Below are 25,130 nucleotides of genomic sequence, written 5' to 3' on the forward strand. Positions count from 1 at the left end.
CGTGCCTCGCAGAACCGACATCTCCAGCGTCCTGGTCATCGGGTCCGGCCCGATCGTCATCGGCCAGGCGTGCGAGTTCGACTACTCCGGCACCCAGGCGTGCCGCGTGCTCAAGGAGGAGGGCCTGCGGGTCGTCCTCGTGAACTCGAACCCCGCCACGATCATGACCGACCCCGAGTTCGCCGACGCGACCTACGTCGAGCCGATCACGACCGAGGTCCTCACGTCGATCATCGCCAAGGAGCGCCCCGACGCGCTGCTGCCGACGCTCGGCGGTCAGACGGCCCTCAACGCGGCGATCGCGCTCGACGAGGCCGGCGTCCTCGCGGAGTACGGCGTCGAGCTCATCGGCGCGAACATCGCGGCGATCCAGAAGGGCGAGGACCGCCAGCAGTTCAAGGACGTCGTCGAGGTCTGCGGCGGCGAGTCCGCCCGCTCGGTCATCGTGCACACGGTCGACGAGGCGATCGCGGCCGCGGGCGACCTCGGCTACCCGATGGTCGTGCGCCCGTCGTTCACGATGGGCGGCCTCGGCTCGGGCTTCGCGTACGACGAGGACGAGCTGCGCCGCATCGTCGGGCAGGGCCTGCACTACTCCCCGGTGACGGAGGTGCTCCTCGAGGAGTCGATCCTCGGCTGGAAGGAGTACGAGCTCGAGCTCATGCGCGACAAGAACGACAACGTCGTGGTCGTGTGCTCGATCGAGAACGTCGACCCCGTCGGCGTGCACACGGGCGACTCGATCACGGTCGCGCCCGCGCTCACCCTCACGGACCGCGAGTACCAGAAGCTGCGCGACATCGGGATCGCCGTCATCCGCGAGGTCGGCGTCGACACGGGCGGCTGCAACATCCAGTTCGCGGTCGACCCGGACACGGGCCGCGTCATCGTCATCGAGATGAACCCGCGCGTCTCGCGGTCGTCCGCGCTCGCGTCCAAGGCGACCGGGTTCCCCATCGCGAAGATCGCGGCGAAGCTCGCCGTCGGCTACACGCTCGACGAGATCCCCAACGACATCACGCAGGTCACGCCGGCCTCGTTCGAGCCGACGCTCGACTACGTCGTCGTCAAGGTGCCCCGGTTCGCGTTCGAGAAGTTCCCGGCCGCCGACCCGACGCTCACGACGACCATGAAGTCGGTCGGCGAGGCGATGGCGCTCGGGCGCAACTTCACCGAGGCGCTCGGCAAGGCGCTGCGCTCGATCGACAAGGGCGGCTCGGTCTTCCACTGGGACGGCGAGCCGGTGTCCGGCGCGGAGCTCGACGAGCTGCTCGTGCGCATCGCGCGCCCCACCGAGAACCGGATCATCGGCGTCCAGCAGGCGCTGCGCGCCGGGGCGAGCGTGGAGCAGGTGTTCGAGGCCACGAAGATCGACCCGTGGTACCTCGACCAGATCCAGCTGGTCAACGAGGTCGCGGCGGCCGTCGCCGACGCGCCCGCGCTCACGGAGGACGTGCTGCGCGAGGCGAAGAAGCACGGGCTGTCCGACGCGCAGGTCGCGCGCCTGCGGGGCATGGGCCCGGCGGGCGAGGCGACCGTGCGCGAGGTCCGCTACGCGCTCGGCGTCCGGCCCGTCTACAAGACGGTCGACACGTGCGCGGCCGAGTTCGCCGCGCGCACGCCGTACCACTACTCGTCGTACGACCTGGAGACCGAGGTCGCGCCGCGCGAGCGCGAGGCCGTGATCATCCTCGGCTCGGGCCCGAACCGCATCGGGCAGGGCATCGAGTTCGACTACTCCTGCGTGCACGCGGCCCTCACGCTGCGCGAGCGCTACGAGACGGTCATGGTCAACTGCAACCCGGAGACGGTCTCGACCGACTACGACACGTCCGACCGCCTCTACTTCGAGCCGCTGACGTTCGAGGACGTGCTCGAGGTCTACCAGGCGGAGCTCGCCGCGGGGCCGGTGAAGGGCATCATCGTCCAGCTCGGTGGCCAGACGCCGCTCGCGCTCGCGCAGCGGCTCGCGGACGCGGGCCTGCCGATCCTCGGCACGAGCCCCGAGGCGATCGACGCCGCGGAGGACCGCGGCGAGTTCGGCCGCGTGCTCGTCGAGGCGGGCCTGCCCGCTCCGGCGTTCGGCACGGCGCGCTCGCTCGACGAGGCGAAGGACGTCGCGGCCGGGATCGGCTACCCGGTGCTCGTGCGCCCGTCCTACGTGCTCGGCGGGCGCGGCATGGAGATCGTGTACTCGGCCGAGCAGCTCACGGGCTACGTCGAGCGCGCGCTCGTGGCGGCCGCGGCGGAGGACCGCACGGCCGGGACGCTGCCCGCGCCGCTGCTCATCGACCGGTTCCTCGACGACGCCATGGAGATCGACGTCGACGCGCTCTACGACGGCACCGAGCTCTTCCTCGGCGGCGTGATGGAGCACATCGAGGAGGCCGGCATCCACTCGGGCGACTCGGCGTGCGTCCTGCCGCCCGTGTCGCTCTCGGAGCAGGAGATCGAGCGCATCCGCCGCTCGACCGAGGCCATCGCGAAGGGCGTCGGCGTGCGCGGCCTGCTCAACGTGCAGTACGCGCTCGTCTCCGACGTGCTGTACGTCCTGGAGGCCAACCCCCGTGCGTCGCGCACGGTGCCGTTCGTCTCCAAGGCGACGGGCACGTCGCTCGCGAAGGCCGCGGCGCGCGTCATGGCGGGCGAGTCGATCGCCGAGCTGCGTGCGGCGGGCGTGCTGCCCGCCGAGGGCGACGGCGGCACGCTCCCGCTCGACGCGCCGATCGCGGTCAAGGAGGCGGTCCTGCCGTTCAAGCGCTTCCGCACCGCGGACGGCGTGGTCGTGGACACGGTCCTGGGCCCGGAGATGCGCTCGACGGGCGAGGTCATGGGCTTCGACCGCGACTTCCCGCACGCGTTCGCCAAGTCGCAGGCCGCCGCGTTCGGCGGGCTGCCGACGTCGGGCCGCGTGTTCGTCTCGGTCGCGGACCGCGACAAGCGCTCGATCGTCTTCCCGGTCAAGCGGCTCGCGGAGCTGGGCTTCGAGATCCTCGCGACGGACGGCACGTCCAGCGTGCTGCGCCGCAACGGCATCGCGTCGCGCGTGGTGCGCAAGTTCTCCGCGGGCCGCGGGGCGGACGGCGAGCCGACGATCGTCGACCTCATCACGGCCGGCGAGGTGGACATGGTCATCAACACGCCGTCCGGCCAGGGCGCGCGCGCCGACGGCTACGAGATCCGCGCGGCCACGACGGCGGCCGACAAGCCGATCGCGACGACGGTCGACCAGCTCGCCGCCGCGGTGCAGGGCATCGAGGCGGTCCTCGCGGGGCCGTTCGCGGTCGCCAGCCTCCAGGAGCACATGGCGGGCGAGGACCTGACCGCAGGCGTCGAGCTGCCCGCTCCCGCCGCGGAGCGGGTGGGCGCGTGAGCGCGGGCTTCGGCGCGCGCCTCGCGGCGGCGACGGCGGACCACGGGCCGCTGTGCGTGGGCATCGACCCGCACCCGGGCCTGCTCGCGGACTGGGGCCTGCCCGACGACGCCTCCGGGCTGCGCGAGTTCGGTCTGCGGGTCGTCGAGGCGGTCGGAGGCCGCGTGGCCGCGGTCAAGCCGCAGTCGGCGTTCTTCGAGCGGCACGGGTCCCGCGGCGTCGCGGCGCTCGAGGAGGTCCTCGCGGCGGCCCGCGCGGCGGGGACGCTGACGATCGTGGACGCCAAGCGCGGCGACATCGGCTCGACCATGGCCGCGTACGCGGACGCGTACCTGCGCGACGGGTCGCCGCTCGCGGCGGACGCGCTGACCGTGTCCCCGTACCTGGGGTTCGGGTCGCTGCAGCCGGCGGTGGACGCGGCGCTGGAGACGGGGCGCGGCCTGTTCGTGCTGTGCCTGACGTCCAACCCCGAGGGCGCCGAGGTGCAGCACGCGCGCCGGGGCGCCGGGGCGGGCGTGGAGTCCGTCGCGGCGCACGTGGCGCGCGAGGCGGCCCGGGTGAACGCCCCGGTCGTCGCCGCGGGTGACGTGCTCGGGCCGGTCGGGCTCGTGGTGGGCGCGACGATCGCGGACGCCGCGGCGCGCACGGGCACGGACCTCGCGGCCGTGCGTGGGCCGCTCCTCGCTCCCGGTGTGGGCGCGCAGGGCGCGGGCGCTGCGGAGCTCGCCGCCGTGTTCGGCGACGCGCGGCGCCAGGTGCTCGCGTCGTCGTCGCGCGGCGTGCTGCGCGCCGGGCCCGGCACGGACGCGCTGCGCGCGGCGGCTCGGACGGCCACGGACGAGGCGGCTCAGGCGCTGCGCGGCTGAGCCCCGCACCCCCCGGGACCGGGTCGGCACCCTCGCGGGGGCCGACCCGGTCGCCGTCGTGCCCGGTGCGGTCCCGTGCCAGACTGCGTCCATGACCTCCCGCGACGAGACGACGGTCCCAGCCACGCCCGCTGCCGGAGCACCTCCGGAGCTGCCGCCGCCGGGCGCCGTGCCGGGCGCGCTGGACGTGCCGGGCACCTGGAACGCGCGGGACGTGGGCGGTCGGGCGGCGCCGGCCGGTTCCGACGAGCCGCTGCGGACCGGGGTGCTGCTGCGCACGGCGAGCCTGTCCCGGCTGACCCCCGCGGGCCAGACGGCGCTCGTCGACCTGGGCGCGCGGACCGTCGTGGACCTGCGCGGCGAGGACGAGCTCGCGCGCGACGGCGCGGACGCCGTCCCGGGCGGCGTGCGCGTGCTGCGCCGCGGCATGGACCCGACGCCGGGCCTGGTCGACGGGGGAGCGGGCTCGGGTGCGTCGGCGGACCCGGCGGCGCTCGTCGCGGGACTGCTCGCGGCCGACGACCCGGCCGCGGTCGCGCGGCGCCTCATGCACGGCGTGTACGCGACGTTCGTCACGGACCCGGGCATCCGGGAGACGGTCGGCCGCGTCCTGGCGGACGTCGCCGCGGCCGACGGTGCGAGCGTCGTGCACTGCTCGGCGGGCAAGGACCGCACGGGCTGGGTCGTCGCGCTCGTGCAGTACGTCGCGGGCGTCCCGGAGCAGGAGCGCATGGCCGAGTACCTCGCGAGCGCGGCGGCGGCCGAGGGGCTCGCCGCGCTCGTGCCCCCGTTGCCGGGGCTGTCGCCCGAGGCGCTCGCGCCGGTCCTCACCGTCGAGCCCGCGTACCTGGAGGGCGCGTGGGAGCTCGCGGTGCGCGAGCACGGGAGCATCGACGACTACCTCGTGGCGTGCGGCGTGACGACGGCGGTGCGCGACGCGCTCGTGGCGCGTCTCGTGGCGTCCTGAGCCGAGCCCTTCCCCGTCCTGAGCCCGTTGACGAGGTCGCTGCCGGGTCGTCCGCGGCACGGCCACGGACGACGCGCCACGCCCAGTCGTTGCCCGATCGCCCGAGGCTCGCTACTTTCGAGGGGTCGGCTCCGTGCGTCGGCGCAGGTCGCCCGGGTGATCCACCCGGTCGGGGCTCCACCTGCGGGCACGCCGGACGACTGAGTGGGCCCATCCGCCTGACGACGAGTAGGTGACTTGCGTGGCACTTCCACCCCTGACCCCAGAACAGCGCGCGGCGGCGCTCGAGAAGGCCGCGGAGGCGCGACGCGTGCGCGCCGAGGTGAAGAACCGGCTCAAGTACTCCCAGGGCTCCCTGAAGGAGGTCATCGAGCGGGGCCAGACGGACGACATGATCGGCAAGCTCAAGGTCGTCTCGTTGCTGGAGTCCCTGCCCGGCGTGGGTAAGGTGAAGGCTCGGGCGATCATGGAGGAGATCGGGATCGCCGAGACACGTCGTGTCCGCGGCCTCGGCCCCCACCAGTCCGCGGCCCTCATCGAGAGGTTTGGCTGACATTTCCGCGCACCCGTCCGAGCCGACGCCGTCCGTCCCCGCCGGGGAGACCACGGAGCCGGCGTCGCCGCCCGTCGTCCCCGGCCCCGCCCGCCTGACCGTCCTGGCCGGCCCGACCGCCGTCGGGAAGGGCACCGTGTCGGCCGACATCCGGGCCCGCTACCCGGAGGTGTGGCTGTCCGTGTCGGCGACGACGCGCGACCCGCGGCCGGGCGAGGTGGACGGCGTGCACTACCTGTTCGTCGGCCCGGACGAGTTCGCGCGCATGGTCGCGGACCGGGAGCTGCTGGAGTGGGCCGTCGTGCACGGGCGCAACAGCTACGGCACGCCCCGGCGCGCGGTCGAGGAGAAGCTCGCCGCGGGCGTGCCGGCGCTCCTGGAGATCGACCTCCAGGGTGCGCGCCAGGTCCGTGCGTCGATGCCCGAGGCCCGGTTCGTGTTCCTGGCGCCGCCGAGCTGGGACGAGCTCGTGCGTCGGCTCGTCGGCCGCGGCACGGAGGACGCGGAGGAGCGGGAGCGTCGGCTGACGACGGCCCGGGTCGAGCTCGCGGCAGAGTCGGAGTTCGACCACGTCATCGTCAACGACGAGGTGCACCGCGCGACCGACGAGCTCGTGCGCGTCATGGGGCTCGAGCCCCGCCCCGTCCCGGCGGATGGCTCGTCCCCGGCGTCGTCTCCCGTGCCGTCCGGGCACGGCGAGGGGCGCAGCGAGTAGACTGTCCTGCGGTGCCCGTGCGCGGGTGTCCCCCCGTGGGCCCGAGGCCCGGTCGGCGGCCCGTCCTGCGGCGTGGTGCCGCGGCCGCCCGGTCCCGGACGGGGACGCCGTGCGCGCCGCCGCCATCGACCAGCTGCAGCGCCCGCTGCAGACCCTTGAACCCACGGAGCGAACTGTGTCCGGAACCGTCGCCGCCCCCGAGGGCATCACCGACCCGCCCATCGACGACCTGCTCGAGCACGTCGACTCGAAGTACGCGCTGGTCATCTACTCGGCCAAGCGCGCGCGCCAGATCAACGCGTACTACTCGCAGCTCAGCGAGGGCCTGCTGGAGAACGTCGGGCCGCTGCTCGAGACGCGCAACCAGGAGAAGCCGCTCTCGATCGCGATGCGCGAGATCAACGCGGGCCTGCTGACGATCGAGGCCGAGCCCGACGAGGCCCCCGAGGCCTGAGCCCGCACGCCGCGCACCTCCACCGGAGGGCGCGGCGTTCGTGCGTCCGCGCCCGGGTGCGCGGGTGCGTGACCCGCCGCCGCACGCGGCGGGCCTGAGCCGGACCTCCAGGAGGAGCGACATGCGGATCGTGCTCGGTGTGAGCGGCGGGGTCGCGGCGTACAAGGCCGTGCTGCTGCTGCGGCTGCTGCGGGAGCAGGGCCATCGGGTGCGGGTGGTGCCCACGGCGTCGGCCCTGCGCTTCGTGGGCGCGCCCACGTGGGAGGCGCTGTCGGGCGAGCCGGCCACGGACCAGGTGTTCGAGGACGTCGAGCACGTGCCGCACGTCGCGCTGGGCCAGGGTGCCGACCTCGTGGTCGTGGCGCCCGCCACGGCGGACCTGCTCGCGCGCGCGGCCGCCGGTCGCGCGGACGACCTGCTCACCTCGACGCTGCTCACCGCGCGCTGCCCGGTGGTCATGGCGCCCGCGATGCACACGGAGATGTGGGAGCACCCGGCGACGGTCGCGAACGTGGCGACGCTGCGAGCGCGCGGCGTGCACGTGATCGAGCCGGCGTCCGGCCGCCTCACGGGGGCGGACACCGGGCCGGGGCGCCTGCCCGAGCCGGACGAGATCGCGCGCGTCGCGCTCGCCGTCGTGGCGGACGTGTCCCGCGCCGACGCTGCCGACGCGGGTGCCGGGACGGACCGCGGGCCGGTGCAGGACCTCGTGGGACGGCGCGTGGTGGTGTCGGCGGGCGGGACGCGCGAGCCGATCGACCCCGTGCGGTTCATCGGCAACCGGTCGAGCGGGCGTCAGGGCGTCGAGCTCGCGCGCGCCGCGGCGGCGCGGGGCGCGCACGTCACGCTCGTGGCGGCGAACCTGTCCCCGGACGTGGCCGCGCTCGTGCGCGCTCCCGGGGGCGTGCCCGACGCCGTGGTGGAGGTCGAGACGACGGCGCAGCTGCGCGACGCGGTGCGGTCGGCAGCGGCGACGGCGGACGTCGTGGTCATGGCGGCGGCCGTCGCGGACTTCCGTCCGGCTCACGCGCCGGACGCGAAGATCAAGAAGGTCCCGGGCCAGGGGCCCGAGCCGATCGTGCTCGTGGAGAACCCGGACGTGCTCGCCGAGCTCGCCCGCGACCGGCTGCGTCCGGGCCAGGTGGTGGTCGGCTTCGCGGCCGAGACCGGTGACGCGCACGCGTCGGTGCTCGACCACGGCCGGGCGAAGGCGCGCCGCAAGGGCGCGGACCTGCTCGTGGTCAACGCCGTGGGCGAGGGACGGGGGTTCGCGGTCGACGCGAACGACGTGACCGTGGTCGACGGCGCGGGGGACGTCGTCGCGACGGCGAGCGGGTCGAAGGGCGAGGTCGCGGACGCGGTGTGGGACGTCGTCGTGCCGCGCGTGGCGTCGACGGACGAACGGGACGGGGCGGGCGAGTGACCCGCGTCTCGTCTCGCCTACCGGATACGCTCGCTCACCTTTCGGGACAGTAGGCTGTGCGGCATGGCTGAGCTGCGTCTCTTCACGTCCGAGTCCGTCACCGAGGGGCACCCGGACAAGGTCTGCGACCAGATCTCCGACGCGATCCTCGACGCGCTCCTCGCGCAGGACCCCACGTCCCGCGTGGCCGTGGAGACGATGGTGACCACAGGCCTGGTGCACGTCGCGGGCGAGGTGACGACGGACGCGTACGTCGAGATCCCGCAGATCGTGCGCGACGTCGTGCGCCGGATCGGGTACACGTCGTCGGTGATCGGGTTCGACGCGGACTCGTGCGGCATCTCGGTGTCGATCGGCCAGCAGTCGCCGGACATCGCTCAGGGGGTCGACAAGAGTCTCGAGGAGCGCGACGACCAGGGCGACCACGACCCCCTGGACGCGCAGGGCGCGGGCGACCAGGGCCTGATGTTCGGGTACGCGAGCGACGACACGCCGAGCCTCATGCCCCTGCCAGTGTGGCTCGCCCACCGTCTCGCCGAGCGCCTGGCGGCGGTGCGCCGCGACGGCACCGTGCCAGGCCTGCGCCCGGACGGCAAGACGCAGGTCACCGTCGGGTACGACGGCGACCGCGCGGTGACCCTCGACACGGTCGTGCTCTCGACGCAGCACGACCCGGACGTCCGCCAGGACGAGCTGCACCGGCAGGTCGCGGCGCAGGTCGTGGCGCCCGTGCTCGACGCCGCGGGCCTCGACCTCGACGTGCGCGCGACGCGCCTGTTCGTCAACCCCACGGGCACGTTCGTCGTGGGCGGCCCGCAGGGTGACGCGGGACTGACGGGCCGCAAGATCATCGTCGACACGTACGGCGGCATGGCCCGCCACGGCGGGGGCGCGTTCTCCGGCAAGGACCCGTCGAAGGTGGACCGCTCGGCCGCGTACGCGACGCGCTGGGTCGCGAAGAACGTCGTCGCGGCGGGCCTGGCGCGGCGGTGCGAGGTGCAGGTCGCGTACGCGATCGGCAAGGCGCACCCCGTGGGCCTGTACGTCGAGACGTTCGGCACGGAGAAGGTCCCGGTCGAGCGGATCACGGCCGCGATCCGCGAGGTGTTCGACCTGCGTCCGGCCGCGATCATCCGCGACCTGGACCTCCTGCGCCCCATCTACGCCCCGACGGCCGCGTACGGGCACTTCGGGCGCGAGCTCGAGCAGTTCACGTGGGAGCGCACGGACCGCGTCGCGGACCTGCAGTCCCAGGTGTGAGGAGCGTCGTCGCGCCGCCGACGGGTGCGCCGCTCGTGACGGCGGCGCGTGGTTCGATGGCGTCGTGAGCGAGCCGGAGGACACGTCGCGGGCGGTGCAGGACACCCTGCTCACCGTCGCGCCCGCCGCGCCGCGTCGGGGCCCGGCGCCGCCGGCGTCCCACGAGATCGCCGCGCGCCTGCCGGTGGCGCGGCTCGCGCTCGACCTCGCCCCCCCGCACCTGGACCGCGCGTTCGACTACCTCGTCCCCGCCACGATGTCCGACGACGCGCGCCCGGGGGTGCGGGTCAAGGTGCGGTTCGCGGGCCGGGACGTCGACGGCTACGTCCTGGAGCGCGTCGACCGCTCGGACCACGACGGGCGCCTGCTGCCGCTGCGGCGGGTCGTGTCGGCCGAGCCCGTGCTGGCACCCGCCGTCGCGCGGCTCGCGCGCGCGGTCGCGGACCACTACGCGGGCACGCTCTCCGACGTGCTGCGCCTCGCCGTGCCGCCGCGGCACGCGCGGGCCGAGCAGTCCTTCGCGGCACGGACGGGCCCCGGGGCGGTCCCCGCGCCGGGAACGGCCCCGAGCGAGGTCTCCGAGGCCGCAGGGGCCTCGGGCGCGGACGTGGTCGCCGCCGAGGCGGCTCCTGCAGCCCCTCCCGTCGCCGAGCCCGTGCCCACGTCGGCGCCCGCCGCTGCGGCGCGCGCGGCGCACCAGGAGTCCGTGTGGGCCCCGTACCGGGCCGGCGCCGCGTTCCTCGCGCACGTCGCGGGCGGCGGGGCACCCCGGGCCGTGTGGACCGCCCTCCCCGGGCTCGCGCCCCCGGCGCCCGAGGTGGCGCCCGAGGTGGCGTCCGCGGGCCGGCGCGGCGCGGGCCGGTCCCGCAAGGAGCCCGACGCGCTGCCCGTCACGCACTGGGCGGCCGCGGTCGCCGAGGCGGTGCGCGCGGCCCGGTCGGGTGGGCGGGGCGCGCTCGTCGTCGTGCCGGACGCGCGCGACGTTGACCAGGTGTGCGCCGCGCTCGCGGCCGCCGGGCTGCCCGCGTGGGACCCGGCGACCGGGGGCGAGGTGGTGCGGCTGACGGCCGACGAGGGGCCCGCGCCGCGCTACCGCGCGTTCCTCGCCGTGCTGCACGGCGACGCGCGCGTCGTCGTGGGGACCCGTGCGGCGGCGTTCGCGCCCGTGGTCGACCTGGGGCTGGTGGTGTGCTGGAACGACGGCGAGGACACGCTCGCCGAGCCGCGCGCCCCGTACCCGCACTCGCGCGAGGTGCTCGCGCTGCGCAGCGACCAGGAGGGCGCCGCGTTCCTGCTGGGCTCGCACGGGCGCACGGTCGCGGCGCACGCGCTCGTCGTGCGGGGCTGGGCGCACGAGCTCGCGGCGCCGCGCGACGTCGTGCGGGCCCGGGCGCCGCGCGTGCGGGCGCTGACCTCGGTCGAGCTGGCGGCGGAGGGGCCGGGCGCGGCGGCGCGCATCCCGACGGCCGCGTGGCGCACGGCGCGCGCGGCGCTCGAGCAGGGGCCGGTGCTGGTCCAGGTGCCGCGGTCCGGGTACGTGCCCGTGGTGGCGTGCGCCCGGTGCCGCACGCCGGCGCGCTGCACGGTGTGCCACGGCCCGCTCGCGCTGTCCGGCCCGCAGGCGACACCGCAGTGCGCGTGGTGCGGGGCGCTCGCGGGCGGGTGGTCGTGCGCGGAGTGCCACTGGACGGGGCTGCGGTCGGTGCGCGTGGGGTCGCAGCGCACGGCGGAGGAGCTGGGGCGCGCGTTCGCGGGGGTCCCGGTGCAGGTGTCGGGTGCCGCGGCGGCGGGAGGGGTGCTGGGGGCGGTGTCCGCGCGTCCCGCGCTGGTGGTGGCGACGCCGGGCGCCGAGCCGGTCGCGGAGGGCGGGTACGCGGCGGCGCTGCTGCTGGACGCGGCGGTGAGCACGTCGCACGTCGGGCTCGACGTGGCGCAGGACGCGCTCGCGCGCTGGCTCGCCGCGGCGGCGCTCGTGCGACCCGCGACGGCAGGCGGGCAGGTGCTGCTCGTGGGCGACGCCGCGCCCGCGCCGACGAACGCGCTCGTGCGCTGGGACCCGGCGCTCCTCGCGGACCGTGAGCTGGACGAGCGGGTCGAGCTGTCGCTGCCGCCGGCGGTCCGGGTGGCGGCGGTGACGGGCGACCGTCCCGCCGTGGCGGCGGTGCTGGGCCGGGTGGGGCTCGCAGGCCCGGAGACCGTGCTCGGTCCGGTCGAGGTGGCGGCGTCGCCTCGCGGGCGGGGTGCCGACGGGGCGGACGGCGCGGCGCCCGGGCTGGTCGACGCCCCGCCCGTGCGGGCGGTGGTGCGGGTCCCGGTGCGCGACGGCCGGCTGCTGGCGCGCGAGCTCGGCGCGTCCGTCGCGGTCCGGTCCGCGCGGCGCGAGCCGGGTAGCGTGCGGGTGGAGCTCGACCCGAAGGAGATCCTGTGACGCACCGCCCCGCGCCCGACGCCCCGACCGTCGCCCCCCTCGTCGAGGCGTCCGCGGACGCGAACCCCGACCGGGACCCGGCACCCGCCGCCCGCGAGATCGACGCCGTGCTGTACGACTTCGGCAACGTCCTGGTGGGCTGGGACCCGTACGGCGCGTACGACGGCGTCGACCGCCGCGACGTGGACGCGTTCTTCGCCGACGTGGACTTCCGGGTGCTCAACCACGAGCGGGACGCGGGCGCGACGTGGCAGGACGCGCGCGACCGCGTGGCGGCGACCCACCCGCACCACGTCGCGCTGCTCGACCGGTACGTCGAGCGGTTCCCCGCGACGCTCACCGGCCCGGTCGAGGGCTCCGAGGAGCTCGTGCGCGAGCTGCGTGACCTGGGCCTGCGGCTGTACGGCCTGACGAACTGGTCCGCGGAGCTCTTCTCCCACGCCGCGCCGGCCGCGCCCGCCACGGCCCTCATGGAGGACGTGCTGGTCTCGGGGCGCGAGGGCCTGGCCAAGCCCGACCCGGCGATCTTCGCGCTCGCGGTCGAGCGGTTCGGTCTCGACCCGGTCCGGACGTTGTTCACCGACGACAGCCCGGCCAACGTCGAGGCCGCCGCGCGTCTCGGGCTGCGCACCCACCTCTTCGACGGCACGGTCGGCCTGCGCGCCGCGCTGCGCGACCTGGGCGTGCCGGTCGGCCCCGAGGGCTCGGGGTCGTGATGGGCGCCGCGTCGTGACGGGTGCCGGGGTGCCGCGCGCGCTCACGGCCCCGGAGCGCGACGTCCTCGTCTGGATGCTCCGTCACGGGTGCCGCGACGAGGCCGTCGCGCCCGACCAGGACGCGGCCGACCGACGGCGGTGGCTCGCCCAGGTCGACGCCGTGCGGGTGCACGGCACGTGCGCGTGCGGGTCCTGCCCGACGATCGACCTCGGCGACGACGCCGGTCCCGTCCCCGCGCAGGGCCCGCGCGTCGTGCTGGAGGCGGGCACGGAGCGCTTCCTCCTGCTGCTGTTCGTGGACGGTGACCGGCCCAGCTGCCTGGAGTTGGCCCCCGTGGACGACGAGACGTACCCCGCGTTCCCGCCGGTCGCCACGCTGGCGAGCTGACGCCCGCGCCTGGACCGGTCGCCTGCGCACACCGGGCGCCCGACCCGTGCACCGGGCCGCTCCCGGGTCGGCCGCGCTGCCCGGCCACCTAGAATCGGGCCCATGCGCCTGCTGTTCGCGGGGACCCCGGATACCGCGGTCCCGTCCCTCGACGCCCTCCTCGACTCCCGCCACGAGGTGGTCGCCGTGCTCACGCGCGCCGACGCGCCGTCGGGCCGCGGACGGCGCCTGACCCCCAGCCCCGTCCGCGTGCGTGCCGAGGAGGCGGGGATCCCCGTCCTCACGGACCGGCCCCGCGGCGAGGAGTTCCTCGCGCGCCTCGCCGCGCTCGACGTCGACGTGGCGCCCGTCGTCGCGTACGGGGAGATCCTGCGCCCCGACGTGCTCGCCGTGCCGCGGCACGGGTGGGTCAACCTGCACTTCTCCGTCCTGCCCGCCTGGCGCGGCGCGGCGCCCGTGCAGCGCGCGATCATCGCGGGCGACGAGGTGACCGGGGCGACGACGTTCCTCATCGAGGAGGGACTGGACTCCGGCCCCACGCTCGGCACCACGACCGAGACCATCCGCCCCCGGGACACCGCGGGCGACCTCCTGGGCCGCCTCGCCGTCTCCGGTGCGGACCTCCTCGTCGCCACCCTCGACGCCCTCGAGGACGGCACCCTGCGCCCCCAGCCCCAGCCCGCCGACGGCGTCTCGCACGCCGCCAAGCTGACGACCGCGGACGCCGAGGTCCGTTGGGACCACCCGGCGCTCGCGGTCGACCGCCTGGTGCGCGGCTGCACCCCGGCCCCCGGGGCGTGGACGACCCTGCCCGGCGCCGACGGCACGCCCGCGCGCCTGGGGCTCGGCCCCGTCACCCCGCGCCGCGACGTCGTCGACCTCGCTCCCGGGCAGGTGCGTGCGGGCAAGAAGGAGGTGCTCGTCGGGACCGCGACCCACGCCGTCCAGCTCGGGGAGGTGGCGCCGGTGGGCAAGAGGCACATGCCCGCCGCCGACTGGGCGCGTGGCGCCCGGCTCGACGACACCACGGTCCTCGGTGCGGAGACCGCCCGATGAGCGCCGAGCGCCGCGATCGGTCCCCGCGCGGATCGAACGCACGTTCGAACGGGAGCGGGCGTCCGGAACGTCGGGACGACGTGGCGTCGAACACGCGTTCGAACGGTGCCGAGCCACGGGGCGGCGAGCGCTCGAACGCGCGTTCGAAGGCGCGCCCTGAGGCAGGGGCGGGGGCCGCGTCCGGCGGCGGGGACGACGCCCGCCGTGACGCCCGCGGCCGCCAGCGCGGCGCCGCCCGCTCCCGCGGGGAGGCCCACCGCAGCTCTGCGGCACCCTCCCAGCGCCGCAAGGGCACCGACCCCGCACGGGGCGTCGCGTACGACGTCCTGCGCCAGGTCGACGGTTCCGACGCCTACGCCAACCTCGTCCTGCCACCCCTGCTGCGCGAGCGCGGCATCCGCGGACGTGACGCCGGCTTCGCCACCGAGCTCGCCTACGGCACCCTGCGCCTGCGCGGCCGCTACGACGCGATCCTCGCGCACTGCCTCGACCGCCCCCTCGGCCGCCTCGACCCGCCCGTGCTCGACGTCCTGCGCCTCGGCACCCACCAGCTCCTCGCCATGCGCGTCCCGCAGCACGCCGCCGTCTCCGAGACCGTCGGCCTCGCCCGCGAACGCACCGGCGCCGGCAGCGCCCAGCTCGTCAACGCCGTCCTGCGCCGCGTCGCCCGCACCCCCCTCGACGACTGGCTCACCACCCTCGCCGACGACGCCCCCGACCCCCTCGCGGCGCTCGCGGCCACCCAGAGCCACCCCGTGTGGATCGCCCGCGCCCTGCGTGACGCCCTCGCCGGCAACGGGCGCCCCGTGGACGAGCTCGACGCCCTCCTCGCCGCCGACAACGACGCCCCCCGCGTCACGCTCGTCGCCCGCCCCGGCCTCGCCGACCCCCACGAGCTCTCCGACGGCGACGACCGCGTCACCCCCGCCCGCTGGGCACCCACCGCGCTGACCCTCGACGGCGGCGACCCCGCCGCGTTCGGCGCCGTGCGCGACGGCCGCGCCGGCGTCCAGGACGAGGGCAGCCAGCTCGTCGCGCTCGCGCTCGCCGCCGCACCGCTCACCGGACCGCAGCCCGGCTCCGTCGGCGACGACGCGCGCTGGCTCGACCTGTGCGCCGGCCCCGGCGGCAAGGCCGCGCTCCTCGCGGCGCTCGCGGCCGAGCGTGGGGCACGCCTCGTCGCCAACGAGGTCCAGCCGCACCGGGCGCGCCTCGTGGAGAAGGCGCTCGCCGCCGTCCCCGCCGACGCCGTGGAGGCCGTGCGCACGGGCGACGGGCGCGCCGTCGGGCAGGACGAGCCGGGCGCGTACGACCGCGTTCTCCTCGACGCCCCCTGCACGGGCCTCGGTGCCCTGCGGCGCCGGCCCGAGTCCCGGTGGCGCCGCACCCCGGCGGACCTCGCGACCCTCACCGGGCTCCAGCGCGAGCTCCTCGACTCCGCGCTCGACGCCGTCCGGCCCGGGGGAGTGGTCGGGTACGTCACGTGCTCGCCCCACCTCGCCGAGACCCAGGTCGTCGTCGCCGACGTGCTGCGCCGCCGCGACGACGTCGAGGTCCTCGACGCCCCGGCCGTCGTGCGCGACGTCGTGCGCCCCGAGGTGCGCGACGACGTCGAGCTCGGGGATCGTCAGGACGTCCAGCTCTGGCCGCACGTCCACGGCACCGACGCCATGCATCTGACGCTGCTCCGCCGCACGGCATGAGCGCCGCGCCACCGGTCGAGGTGTCGGCATATCTCGACAACGCCGGGGTGTCGGAGTAACCTGACAGCGCCGCGTGCCAGGGAATCCTGACGCGGGCAGCATGGCAGCGCACCCGACGGCAGGAGAGCGAGCATGACCGACACCTGGACCACCCCCCGCAGCCCCCGCGACCTCGGCGCCTACCTCAGCCGCGTCCGCCGCGCCCGCGGGCTCACCCAGGCCCAGGTCGCCGACGAGCTCGGCATCACCCGCCAATACCTCTCCGAGCTCGAGAACGGCGTCGAGAACCTCTGGGTCCAACGACTCTTCGAGCTCCTCGACACCCTCGACGTCGACCTGCGACTCCAGGAACGCCGATGACCACCGTCACCGCCTGGCTCTACGGCACCCCCGTCGCGACCCTCGCACCCACCAGCACCCGCACCACCGACGGCACCCCCCGCGTCAGCCTCACCTGGACCACCGAGGCCCTCGACCGCTGGGGGCACGACGCCCGGGTCCTGTCCCACCTCCTGCCCATCACCCCGCCCGACGAAGCCCCGCCCCACCCCGCCCGCGTCGCCGCCTGGCTCGACGGACTCCTCCCCGAGGGCCGCACCCGCGACGCCATGGCCATCGACGCCGGCATCGACCCCGACGACGCCCTCGCCTTCCTCGTCCACTACGGCCACGACACCGCAGGCGCCGTCCTCCTCGCCCCCGACGGCCACGCCCACCCCGCACCCGGCACCCCCGAACACCTCGACGACGCCGCCGTCGCACGACTCCTGCACGCCGCCGTCGCACGCAGCGGGGGAGAAGGCCGCAGCGAGCACCTCACCAGCTCCCTGCCCGGCATGGAACCCAAGATCACCCTCCTCCACGACGAGCACGGCTGGGCCCGACCCCACGGCTCCGCACCCACCACCCACATCCTCAAGGTCGCCCGCCCCGCCGACTCACCCACCGCCGACCTCGTCAACACCGAAGCAGCCGCCCTCGACCTCGCCCGCCGCATCGGCCTCACCACCGTCGACGCCCACGTCACCGAGTTCGACGGCGAACGCGCCATCGTCGTCACCCGCTACGACCGCGTCCCCGACCCCGACGAACCCACCGGCACCGCACGCCTCCACCAGGAGGACGCCGCCCAGGCCCTCGGCATCAACACCCGCGACCCCGAACGCAAGTTCCAGCACGGCCGCCGCTTCCCCTCCCTCGCCGCCATCGCCCGCACCCTGCGCGACGACGGCACCCGCCCCGACCCCCTCCTCGCCCTCACCACCCTCAACCTCGCCCTCGGCAACACCGACGCCCACGCCAAGAACATCTCCGTCCTGCGCCACGCCGACGGCACCGTCCGCCTCGCCCCCGCCTACGACATCGCCATGCACCTCCACCACGACCACGCCTCCCGCGTCTTCGCCATGGACGTCGCCGGCGAACGCGACATGGACCGACTCACCACCGACCACCTCGTCACCGAGGGCGCCACCTGGGGGCTGCCCCGCCGACGCGCCCAGCGCGTCGTCGCCCAGACCCTCGACGGACTCCTCGCGGCGCTCGCGGACATCGACCGCGACGCCCACCCCGGCGTGAGCCGGCACGCCTGGCGCACGGTCGAGCGGCGCACCGCCGACCTCCGCCGCGGCTTGGTCGCCTGAGCACGGCCTCCTCTCGCGCCGAGCAGGTGGTCGTGGCGGGTCCGCGTGCCCCCCACCCACCAGGACCGCCCGCTCCACCCACCAGGACCGCCTGGTCGGCCGCTGCGCGACGACGGGCACCTGGGCCGGTCGTCGCGCAGCGGCGTCGACATGATCAGAGCGAGCGCTGGAGCAGGATCGTGTCGACCCAGCGGCCGTGCTTGAACCCGACGGCGGTCAGGCGACCCGCCTCCACGAAGCCGAAGCGGCGGTGCAGCGGGAGCGACCCGGCGGCCTCGGGGACGTCGGCGACGACGGAGACGACCTGCCGGACCCCCGCGGCGGCCAGCGCCTCCAGGAGCGCGGCGAGCAGCGCCGTGCCGACGCCGCGCCCGGCGTGGGCCGGGTCGAGGTAGATCGTGTCCTCGGCGGTGTGCCGGTAGGCGGGCTTGGGGCGCCAGGCGGACGCGTACGCGTAGCCCGCGACGACGGTGCCGCGCGGGGAGCCCGGTTCGGCCGGACCCTCCACCTCGGCGACGAGGAACGGCAGGCCGCGCGCAGCGACGTCGTCGAGCTTGCGGTGCCCCGCCGGGACGTCCCAGACCTCCTCCTCGAACGTCACGCACGTGTCGCGGACGAACGGGGCGGCGATCTCGGCGACGCGGGGCAGGTCGTGCACCGTCGCCGGGCGGACCGTCACGGCGGGCACGGGCACGGGTCGGTCGGGCGCGAGGGGGAACGCGGCGGGGATCGGACCGGGGGCGGGGGAGGGGAGGTCGCTCACGCGACGAGGGTACGAGCGCCGGGCGCCGGCCCGCGCCCCTAGGCTGGGGCGCATGGCAGCCCTCATCGCACCGAGCATCCTGTCCGCCGACTTCGCGAACCTCGAGCGCGACCTGAACGCGATCGCCACGGCGGACTACGCGCACGTCGACGTCATGGACAACCACTTCGTGCCGAACCTGACGCTCGGGCTGCCGGTGTTCGAGCGCCTGGCGCAGGTGTCGCCCGTCCCCATCGACGCGCACCTCATGATCGAGGACCCGGACCGCTGGGCGCCGTCGTACGCGGAGGCGGGCGCGGCGTCGGTCACGTTCCACGCCGAGGCCGCTGCTGCCCCTGTGCGGCTCGCTCGCGAGCTCCGGCGCCTGGGAGCCCGCGCGGGGGTCGCGCTGCGCCCTGCCACGCCCGTGGAGCCCTTCCTGGACCTGCTGACCGAGGTGGACATGATCCTCGTCATGACGGTCGAGCCGGGCTTCGGCGGGCAGTCCTTCATCGAGGGGACGCTGCCCAAGATCCGGCGGGCGCGCGAGGCCGTGAGCGAGTCGGGCCTCGACGTGTGGATCCAGGTCGACGGGGGAGTGTCGCGCACGACGATCGAGCGGGCTGCGGACGCGGGGGCGAACGTCTTCGTCGCCGGGTCGGCGGTGTACGGGGCGGAGAACGTGCCGGCGGAGATCCAGGCGCTGCGCGAGCTGGCGGAGGCGTCGGCGCACGCCCACTGATCCGGGAGCGAGGAAGGGGCTCTCCGCGGCGAGAGCCCCTTCTCTGTCTCCGATAAAATAGTGTGCCAAGCGCAGATCCCTCGACCCACCGACCGCGTGAGACTCACCAATCAGCACCGAAGACCGGGCGTCGACGCGGGGAGACCCGCGGCTCGGGAGAGCTCACCTGTCGGGAAGGCCGTCCTCGCCTCGGGCCGCAGACGTCTCGACGGACCACCGACCTCCCTGTCGCAGGGGATACCGGAGTAGCATCGGCGGTTGCAGAACGCAGTACGCACGAACGTGCTCCGGGGTCGGTGCAATTCCGAGCCGGCGGTGACAGTCCGCGACCCGCGCCCACGCGCGGTTGACCTGGTGGAACTCCAGGACCGACGGTGAAAGTCCGGATGGGAGGAAGCACGTGCGGCGCGGCCACGCCTCGGCGCGTGGTGCTCCGGCGACCCGTCGGTGCACCCGTCGCGAGGTGGCGGCCTCGCCGTGGTGAGCGACGCCGTCGGGCCTTCGTGGCTCGACCCGCCGCCCGCCCTCACCCCGGAGCGCCCGTGCCCGGGAGGAGGACGATGGGCGAGCACCCCCGCACCCTGACGATCGACGCCGCGATGGCGCGCGCGCTCGCGCTGGCTGCCCGAGGACCGGCGCACGGGCCGAACCCCCGCGTCGGGTGCGTCCTGCTGGGCCCACCGGCCGGCGCACCCGTGGCCGAGGGCGCGCCCCCCGGCTCGCTCGACCCGCACCCGCGGCCCGTGCTCGCCGAGGGGTGGCACCGGGGCGCAGGGACGCCGCACGCGGAGGCAGCGGCACTCGCCGACGCACGGGCGCGCGGCGTCGACGTCACCGGCGCGACGGCGGTCGTCACGCTCGAGCCGTGCGCCCACACCGGTCGTACCGGCCCGTGCGCCGACGCGCTCGTCGCGGCGGGCGTGGCGGAGGTCGTGCTCGCCGTCGACGACCCGAACCCCGTCGCCACGGGCGGCGCGCACCGGCTGCGTGCCGCAGGGGTGCGCGTCGTGCGCGGCCTGCGCGCCGCAGAGGGTGAGGAGCTCCTGCGCGTGTGGCTCACGGCCGTCCGGCGCGGCACGCCGTACGTGACGCTCAAGACGGCCACGACGCTCGACGGCTACGTCGCCGCCGAGGACGGGACGAGCCGGTGGATCACCGGGCCCGCGGCGCGCGAGCACGCCCACCGCGTGCGCGCGGAGGTCGACGCGATCGTCGTCGGCACGGGCACGCTCCTGGCCGACGACCCGGCGCTCACCGCGCGGGTCCGCACCCACGACTCCTCGCGCACCGCAGCGCAGAACCCCGTGAGCGCCGTGCGTCTGGCGGAGCACCAGCCGATGCGGGTGGTGGTCGGGCTGCGGGGGATCCCGCCGACGGCGCGGGTGCGCGCGGCGGGCGGCGAGCTGGTGCACGTGCTGACGCGGGACGTCGGTGAGGTGCTGGAGAGGCTCGCGGAGCGGGAGGTGCGGCACGTGCTGGTGGAGGGCGGTCCGACGCTGGCGACGGCGTTCCTGGCCGCGGGTGCGGTGGACGAGCTGCACGCGTACGTGGCCCCGGTGCTGCTGGGGAGCGGTCGACGGGCGGTGGACGGGCTGGGCGTGGCGACGATCGCCGACGCGCACCGGTTCCGCACGGTGGAGGTGAGGCGCGTCGGGGACGACGCGCTGGTGGTGTCCAGGAAGAGCGTGGAAGGACGGGTGGGTTGATGTTCACGGGGATCGTGGAGGAGATCGGGAGGGTCCGGGGTATCGGGTTCCCGGGCGGCGAGGGGGAGGACGCGGTGCTGACGGTCGAGGGGCCGCTGGCCGTGTCGGACGCAGGCCTGGGCGACTCGATCGCGGTGAACGGGGTGTGCCTGACGGTCACGAGCCTCGGGGGCGACGGGTCGTTCACGGCGGACGTCATGCCGGAGTCGCTGCGGCGCACGGCGCTGGGTGACCTCGTCGCGGGGTCGCCGGTGAACCTGGAGCGGGCCGTCCGGGCGGACGCGCGGCTGGGTGGTCACGTGGTGCAGGGGCACGTGGACGGTGTGGGCGCGCTCGTGAGCCGCGCGCCGGGGGAGCGCTGGGACGACCTGGTGTTCTCCGCCCCTGCGGGTCTGACCCGGTACGTGGCGGAGAAGGGTTCGATCGCGGTGAGCGGGGTGTCGTTGACGGTGACGCACGTGGACGACGACACGTTCGGCGTATCCCTCATCCCGACGACTCTCGAGGCGACGGTCCTCGGGGGCCTGGTCCCGGGGGACCGCGTGAACCTGGAGGTCGACGTGCTGGCGAAGTACGTCGAGCGGCTGCTCGTGTCGGGCGTGGTCCCCGGGAGCGCGTCGTGACGGGCGCGGGGTCCGCGAGCGCCGCCGTGCCGGAGGGCGTGCGGCTGGGGTCGGTGGAGGAGGCGCTGGCGGCGATCCGGGCGGGGCGTCCGGTGCTGGTGGCGGACTCGCCGGACCGGGAGAACGAGGCGGACGTGGTGTTCGCGGCGCAGGGGGTGTCGGCGGAGTGGGTGGCGTGGACGATCCGGCACTCGTCGGGGTACCTGTGCGCGCCGATGCCGGCGGCGCGGGCGGACGCGTTGGAGCTGCCGTTGATGGTGCCGCACAGCCAGGACCCGCGGCGCACGGCGTACACGGTGACGGTGGACGCGGCGACGGGGGTGACGACAGGGATCTCGGCGGAGGACCGGGCGCGGACGTTGCGGGTGCTCGCGGACCCGGCGTCGGGTCCGGTGGACCTGATCCGGCCGGGGCACGTGCTGCCGTTGCGGGCGGTGCCGGGGGGTGTGCTGCACCGTGCGGGGCACACGGAGGCGGCGGTGGACCTGGTGCGCCTGGCGGGGATGGGCGAGGTCGGCGGGATCGCGGAGCTGGTGCACGACGACGGGACGATGATGCGTCTGGGGGACGCGGCGGCGCTGGCGGAGCGTGACGGGTTGGTGCTCATCACGATCGCGGACCTGGTGGCGTGGCGGCGGGTGCACGACCCGGCGCCTGCGGTGGCCGCGGAGGTGCCGGATCGAGAGGCGTTGGCGCGGCGGGTGCACCGCACCGCCTCGGCAGAGCTCCCGACGGCGCACGGCCGGTTCCGGGTGGTGGGGTATCGGGACCTGCGCACGGGGGCGGAGCACGTGGCGCTGGTTCCCGCGGTGGGTCCGGCTCGCGCGTCGGACCGTGGTGACGCGGGCGCGCAGGCCGCGAGCGCCGTCGGGCCGGAGGGGGTGCCGGTGGTGCGGGTGCACTCGGAGTGCTTGACGGGGGACGCGTTCGGGTCGTTGCGGTGCGACTGCGGTCCGCAGCTGGAGGCCGCGATGGTGCGGGTCGCGGCGGAGGGCGGTGCGGTGGTGTACCTGCGGGGGCACGAGGGGCGCGGCATCGGGTTGCTGGCGAAGATCGGTGCGTACGAGCTGCAGGACGCGGGTCTGGACACGGTGCAGGCGAACCTGGAGCTGGGGTGGCCGGTGGACCGGCGGGAGTACGGGGCGGCGGCGGCGATCCTGGCGGACCTGGGGTTGTCGCGGGTGCGGTTGCTGACGAACAACCCGGCGAAGGTGACGGGTCTGGTGGCGTCGGGCATCGAGGTGGTGGGTGCGGAGCGGATCGAGGTGGGTCACGGGGAGCACAACCGGGCGTACCTGGTGACGAAGAAGGTGGCGATGGGTCATCTGCTGGACACGGTGGCGGTCCCGGACGGGACTGCCGTGGGAGGGCCGGGCGACGGGTCCGGTGCCGAGGAGACGAAGGAGGACGAGGGATGAGCGGGGCGGGTGCGCCGAGGTTGAGCGTGGACGGGTCGGGGCTGCGGGTGACGGTGGTCGCGGCGAGCTGGCACACGGAGGTGATGGACGGGTTGCTGGCGGGGGCGCGCCGGGCGTTGGCGGCAGCGAACGTGTCGCACGTGAGCGTGGTGCGGGTGCCGGGGTCGTTCGAGCTGCCGGTGGCGGCGGCGCGTGCGGTGGAGCACGGTGCGGACGCGGTGGTGGCGCTGGGGGTGGTGATCCGTGGGGGGACGCCGCACTTCGAGTACGTGTGCCAGGCGGCGACGTCGGGTCTGACGGACGTGAGCGTGCGCACGGGCGTGCCGGTGGGGTTCGGTGTGCTGACGTGCGACGACGAGCAGCAGGCGCTGGACCGGGCGGGTCTGGAGGGGTCGCGCGAGGACAAGGGTGCGGAGGCGGCGGAGGCGGCGGTCGCGACGGTCGTGGCGTTGCGCGACCTGTGACCTGTGACCTGTGACGCGAACGGTCGGGGTGTGCCCGCTGGGCGGACACGCCCCGGCCGGGTCCGGGTGGCGGATACCCTGGAGCGCGTGAAGACGTTCGAGTCCCTGTTCGCGGAGCTGTCCGAGAAGGCCACGACGCGACCTGCCGGTTCCGGCACGGTCGCGGAGCTGGACGCCGGCGTGCACGCGATCGGGAAGAAGGTGGTCGAGGAGGCCGCCGAGGTGTGGATGGCCGCCGAGTACGAGGGCGACGTGAAGACGGCGGAGGAGATCTCCCAGCTCCTCTACCACCTGCAGGTCCTCATGCTGGCGAAGGGTCTGAGCCTGCAGGACGTGTACGAGCATCTGTGAGCGGCCGCGCCGGTGAGCGTCCCCGCTCCCGGCCGCGAGCGCCGCTCGCCCCTCGCTCGTCCCTGCTGTTCCCCTCTTCCTGCCCGATCCCCTGAACGAAGGTCCTGTCATGCTGCGTATCGCCGTCCCCAACAAGGGGTCCCTGTCCGAGCCCGCCGTCGAGATGCTGCGCGAGGCGGGGTACCGCCAGCGTCGTGACCCGCGCGAGCTGGTGCTGGCGGACCCGGACAACGACGCCGAGTTCTTCTTCCTGCGCCCGCGCGACATCGCGGTGTACGTGGGGTCGGGCACGGTCGACGTCGGGGTGACGGGGCGGGACCTGCTGCTGGACTCGGGCGCGGACGCGGTGGAGCACATGCAGCTCGGGTTCGGGGGGTCGACGTTCCGGTACGCGGCTCCGGCGGGGACGATCACGTCGTTGGAGCAGGTGCAGGGGCTGCGGGTCGCGACGTCGTACGAGGTCCTCGTGGAGGGGCACCTGCGGGCGCACGGGGTGGACGCGACGGTGGTGCACCTGGACGGTGCGGTCGAGTCGGCGGTGCAGCTCGGGGTGGCGGACGTCGTCGCGGACGTGGTGTCGACGGGTACGACGCTGCGGGGCGCGGGCCTGGAGGTGTTCGGCGACCCGATCCTGGTGTCGGAGGCGGTGCTGATCCGGCCGCGCAAGGTTGCGGAGGAGGACGTCCCGGCGGGGGTGGAGGTGCTGTCCCGTCGTCTGCAGGGTGTGCTGACGGCGCACGAGTACGTCCTCATGGACTACGACGTGCCGGTGTCGCTCGTGGACCGTGCGGTCGCGATCACGCCGGGCCTGGAGTCGCCCACGGTGTCCCCGCTGCACGACCGGGACTGGGCGGCGGTGCGCGCGATGGTGCGCCGCGACCGCACGAACCAGGTCATGGACGCCCTGTACGACGTCGGGGCGCGCGCGATCCTCGTGACCCGGATCCACGCCTCGCGCCTCTGAGCCCTGGTCCCCGGTGGGCCGCCGGAGGGTGTGAGACGGTGGCGGCATGAGCACCGACCCGTTCCCCGACCCCGGCCTGCCGGGCGACCGCGACGACGACCCGTACCGCACGTTCCGGCCGAGGTTCGGCCTGGTGTCGGCGTGGGCGACGGGCGTGGTCGTCGTCGGCGGGTGCGTCGTGGTGGGGCTGTCCGCGACGGGGCCGCTCGGCACGTCGTGGGTGAACCGGCTGTCGATCGCGGCGTTCGCGCTGTTCGCGGCGTGGCTGCTGTGGCGCCTGGGCGGCGTGCACGCGGTCCCGACGCGCGAGGGCCTGCGGGTGCGCAACGTCATCTACACGCGCCGCCTCGCGTGGCCGCAGATCGTGTCGGTGCGGTTCGGCTCGGGCGACGCCTGGGTGCGCCTCGACCTCGCGGACGGGTCGACGCTCGCCGTCATGGGCATCCAACGGGCCGACGGCGCCCGCGGCGAGGCGGAGTCGCGTCGCCTCGCCGCCCTGGTCCAGGCGCACGGCGAGGCCCGCGAGTAAGGACCGCCGCAGGCGCGCGGCTCCCGTGCCCGCCTCGGGCACCCCC

General features: G+C 75.6%; 24 protein-coding genes and 1 riboswitch. Of the genes, 23 read left to right on the forward strand and 1 reads right to left on the reverse strand.

Annotated features, from left to right (window positions below; genetic code table 11):
• The first annotated feature begins 1 nt into the window (after position 1).
• The 15 genes from carB to ACZ4MO_RS08110 all read left to right on the forward strand — a co-directional run bounded on the left by carB (position 2) and on the right by ACZ4MO_RS08110 (position 17,545).
• Positions 2 to 3,373, forward strand: a complete 3,372-nt coding sequence (gene carB / locus ACZ4MO_RS08040; RefSeq protein WP_175008576.1) for a carbamoyl-phosphate synthase large subunit — start codon at positions 2 to 4, stop codon at positions 3,371 to 3,373.
• The gene (gene pyrF / locus ACZ4MO_RS08045; RefSeq protein ID WP_175008575.1) at positions 3,370 to 4,239 is read left to right on the forward strand and encodes an orotidine-5'-phosphate decarboxylase; all 870 of its coding nucleotides are present in this window, start codon (positions 3,370 to 3,372) and stop codon (positions 4,237 to 4,239) included. The genes carB and pyrF overlap by 4 nt, the downstream gene beginning before the upstream one ends.
• A gap of 91 nt (positions 4,240 to 4,330) precedes the next feature.
• Positions 4,331 to 5,206: a tyrosine-protein phosphatase gene (locus ACZ4MO_RS08050; RefSeq protein ID WP_209829162.1), complete on the forward strand. Its 876-nt coding sequence runs from the start codon at positions 4,331 to 4,333 to the stop codon at positions 5,204 to 5,206.
• Positions 5,207 to 5,447: 241 nt separating this feature from the next.
• Entirely contained in the window at positions 5,448 to 5,759 is a 312-nt protein-coding gene (gene mihF / locus ACZ4MO_RS08055; protein WP_021482878.1) for an integration host factor, actinobacterial type, read from the forward strand.
• 94 nt (positions 5,760 to 5,853) lie between these two features.
• Positions 5,854 to 6,474 (forward strand): guanylate kinase, encoded by a 621-nt coding sequence (gene gmk / locus ACZ4MO_RS08060; protein ID WP_255437146.1) that lies wholly within the window; start codon positions 5,854 to 5,856, stop codon positions 6,472 to 6,474.
• Between the two features lie 175 nt (positions 6,475 to 6,649).
• Entirely contained in the window at positions 6,650 to 6,928 is a 279-nt protein-coding gene (rpoZ, locus tag ACZ4MO_RS08065; RefSeq protein WP_031316460.1) for a DNA-directed RNA polymerase subunit omega, read from the forward strand.
• A gap of 121 nt (positions 6,929 to 7,049) precedes the next feature.
• Entirely contained in the window at positions 7,050 to 8,351 is a 1,302-nt protein-coding gene (gene coaBC / locus ACZ4MO_RS08070) for a bifunctional phosphopantothenoylcysteine decarboxylase/phosphopantothenate--cysteine ligase CoaBC (protein ID WP_175008573.1), read from the forward strand.
• 63 nt (positions 8,352 to 8,414) lie between these two features.
• Entirely contained in the window at positions 8,415 to 9,611 is a 1,197-nt protein-coding gene (gene metK / locus ACZ4MO_RS08075) for a methionine adenosyltransferase (protein WP_175008572.1), read from the forward strand.
• A 64-nt stretch (positions 9,612 to 9,675) separates the two neighbouring features.
• Positions 9,676 to 12,039 carry a primosomal protein N' family DNA-binding protein gene (locus ACZ4MO_RS08080; RefSeq protein WP_175008571.1) on the forward strand — a complete coding sequence of 788 codons (2,364 nt, stop codon included), beginning with the start codon at positions 9,676 to 9,678 and terminating at the stop codon, positions 12,037 to 12,039.
• Positions 12,036 to 12,755 (forward strand): HAD family hydrolase, encoded by a 720-nt coding sequence (locus ACZ4MO_RS08085; protein ID WP_255437129.1) that lies wholly within the window; start codon positions 12,036 to 12,038, stop codon positions 12,753 to 12,755. The genes ACZ4MO_RS08080 and ACZ4MO_RS08085 overlap by 4 nt, the downstream gene beginning before the upstream one ends.
• 13 nt (positions 12,756 to 12,768) lie before the next feature.
• Positions 12,769 to 13,143 carry a hypothetical protein gene (locus ACZ4MO_RS08090; protein WP_175008570.1) on the forward strand — a complete coding sequence of 125 codons (375 nt, stop codon included), beginning with the start codon at positions 12,769 to 12,771 and terminating at the stop codon, positions 13,141 to 13,143.
• A 102-nt stretch (positions 13,144 to 13,245) separates the two neighbouring features.
• Complete coding sequence (gene fmt, locus ACZ4MO_RS08095) at positions 13,246 to 14,199, forward strand: methionyl-tRNA formyltransferase (RefSeq protein WP_175008569.1); 954 nt, start codon at positions 13,246 to 13,248, stop codon at positions 14,197 to 14,199.
• 80 nt (positions 14,200 to 14,279) lie between these two features.
• A complete protein-coding gene (locus ACZ4MO_RS08100; protein ID WP_255437128.1) occupies positions 14,280 to 15,902 on the forward strand; it encodes an RsmB/NOP family class I SAM-dependent RNA methyltransferase in 1,623 nt (540 codons plus the stop codon).
• Positions 15,903 to 16,034: 132 nt separating this feature from the next.
• The gene (locus ACZ4MO_RS08105; protein WP_175008567.1) at positions 16,035 to 16,262 is read left to right on the forward strand and encodes a helix-turn-helix domain-containing protein; all 228 of its coding nucleotides are present in this window, start codon (positions 16,035 to 16,037) and stop codon (positions 16,260 to 16,262) included.
• A complete protein-coding gene (locus ACZ4MO_RS08110) occupies positions 16,259 to 17,545 on the forward strand; it encodes a HipA domain-containing protein (RefSeq protein WP_175008566.1) in 1,287 nt (428 codons plus the stop codon). The genes ACZ4MO_RS08105 and ACZ4MO_RS08110 overlap by 4 nt, the downstream gene beginning before the upstream one ends.
• Positions 17,546 to 17,699: 154 nt before the next feature.
• Here ACZ4MO_RS08110 and ACZ4MO_RS08115 read toward each other — a convergent pair whose 3' ends face one another.
• Positions 17,700 to 18,308, reverse strand: coding sequence for a GNAT family N-acetyltransferase (locus ACZ4MO_RS08115; RefSeq protein ID WP_499278715.1), 609 nt, complete (start codon positions 18,306 to 18,308; stop codon positions 17,700 to 17,702).
• Between the two features lie 52 nt (positions 18,309 to 18,360).
• On the opposite strand from ACZ4MO_RS08115, the gene rpe reads away from it, so the two are divergent.
• The 8 genes from rpe (at position 18,361) to ACZ4MO_RS08155 (ending at position 25,084) form a co-directional block, all read left to right on the forward strand.
• Positions 18,361 to 19,029, forward strand: coding sequence for a ribulose-phosphate 3-epimerase (gene rpe / locus ACZ4MO_RS08120; RefSeq protein ID WP_175008564.1), 669 nt, complete (start codon positions 18,361 to 18,363; stop codon positions 19,027 to 19,029).
• 278 nt (positions 19,030 to 19,307) lie between these two features.
• Positions 19,308 to 19,433, forward strand: a riboswitch (FMN riboswitch).
• Positions 19,434 to 19,589: 156 nt separating this feature from the next.
• Positions 19,590 to 20,735, forward strand: coding sequence for a bifunctional diaminohydroxyphosphoribosylaminopyrimidine deaminase/5-amino-6-(5-phosphoribosylamino)uracil reductase RibD (gene ribD, locus ACZ4MO_RS08125; protein WP_255437126.1), 1,146 nt, complete (start codon positions 19,590 to 19,592; stop codon positions 20,733 to 20,735).
• Positions 20,735 to 21,358 (forward strand): riboflavin synthase, encoded by a 624-nt coding sequence (locus ACZ4MO_RS08130; protein WP_175008563.1) that lies wholly within the window; start codon positions 20,735 to 20,737, stop codon positions 21,356 to 21,358. The genes ribD and ACZ4MO_RS08130 overlap by 1 nt, the downstream gene beginning before the upstream one ends.
• Entirely contained in the window at positions 21,355 to 22,776 is a 1,422-nt protein-coding gene (gene ribB / locus ACZ4MO_RS08135) for a 3,4-dihydroxy-2-butanone-4-phosphate synthase (protein ID WP_255437125.1), read from the forward strand. The genes ACZ4MO_RS08130 and ribB overlap by 4 nt, the downstream gene beginning before the upstream one ends.
• Positions 22,773 to 23,240 (forward strand): 6,7-dimethyl-8-ribityllumazine synthase, encoded by a 468-nt coding sequence (ribH, locus tag ACZ4MO_RS08140; protein WP_114553263.1) that lies wholly within the window; start codon positions 22,773 to 22,775, stop codon positions 23,238 to 23,240. Before ribB ends, ribH begins: the two co-directional genes overlap by 4 nt.
• A gap of 87 nt (positions 23,241 to 23,327) precedes the next feature.
• Positions 23,328 to 23,591, forward strand: coding sequence for a phosphoribosyl-ATP diphosphatase (locus ACZ4MO_RS08145; RefSeq protein ID WP_024839663.1), 264 nt, complete (start codon positions 23,328 to 23,330; stop codon positions 23,589 to 23,591).
• Positions 23,592 to 23,700: 109 nt separating this feature from the next.
• The gene (gene hisG / locus ACZ4MO_RS08150; RefSeq protein WP_175008562.1) at positions 23,701 to 24,555 is read left to right on the forward strand and encodes an ATP phosphoribosyltransferase; all 855 of its coding nucleotides are present in this window, start codon (positions 23,701 to 23,703) and stop codon (positions 24,553 to 24,555) included.
• A 46-nt stretch (positions 24,556 to 24,601) separates the two neighbouring features.
• A complete protein-coding gene (locus ACZ4MO_RS08155) occupies positions 24,602 to 25,084 on the forward strand; it encodes a PH domain-containing protein (RefSeq protein WP_108049695.1) in 483 nt (160 codons plus the stop codon).
• Positions 25,085 to 25,130: the final 46 nt, after the last annotated feature.

It is taken from the genome of Sphaerisporangium cinnabarinum (genome assembly GCF_055567015.1).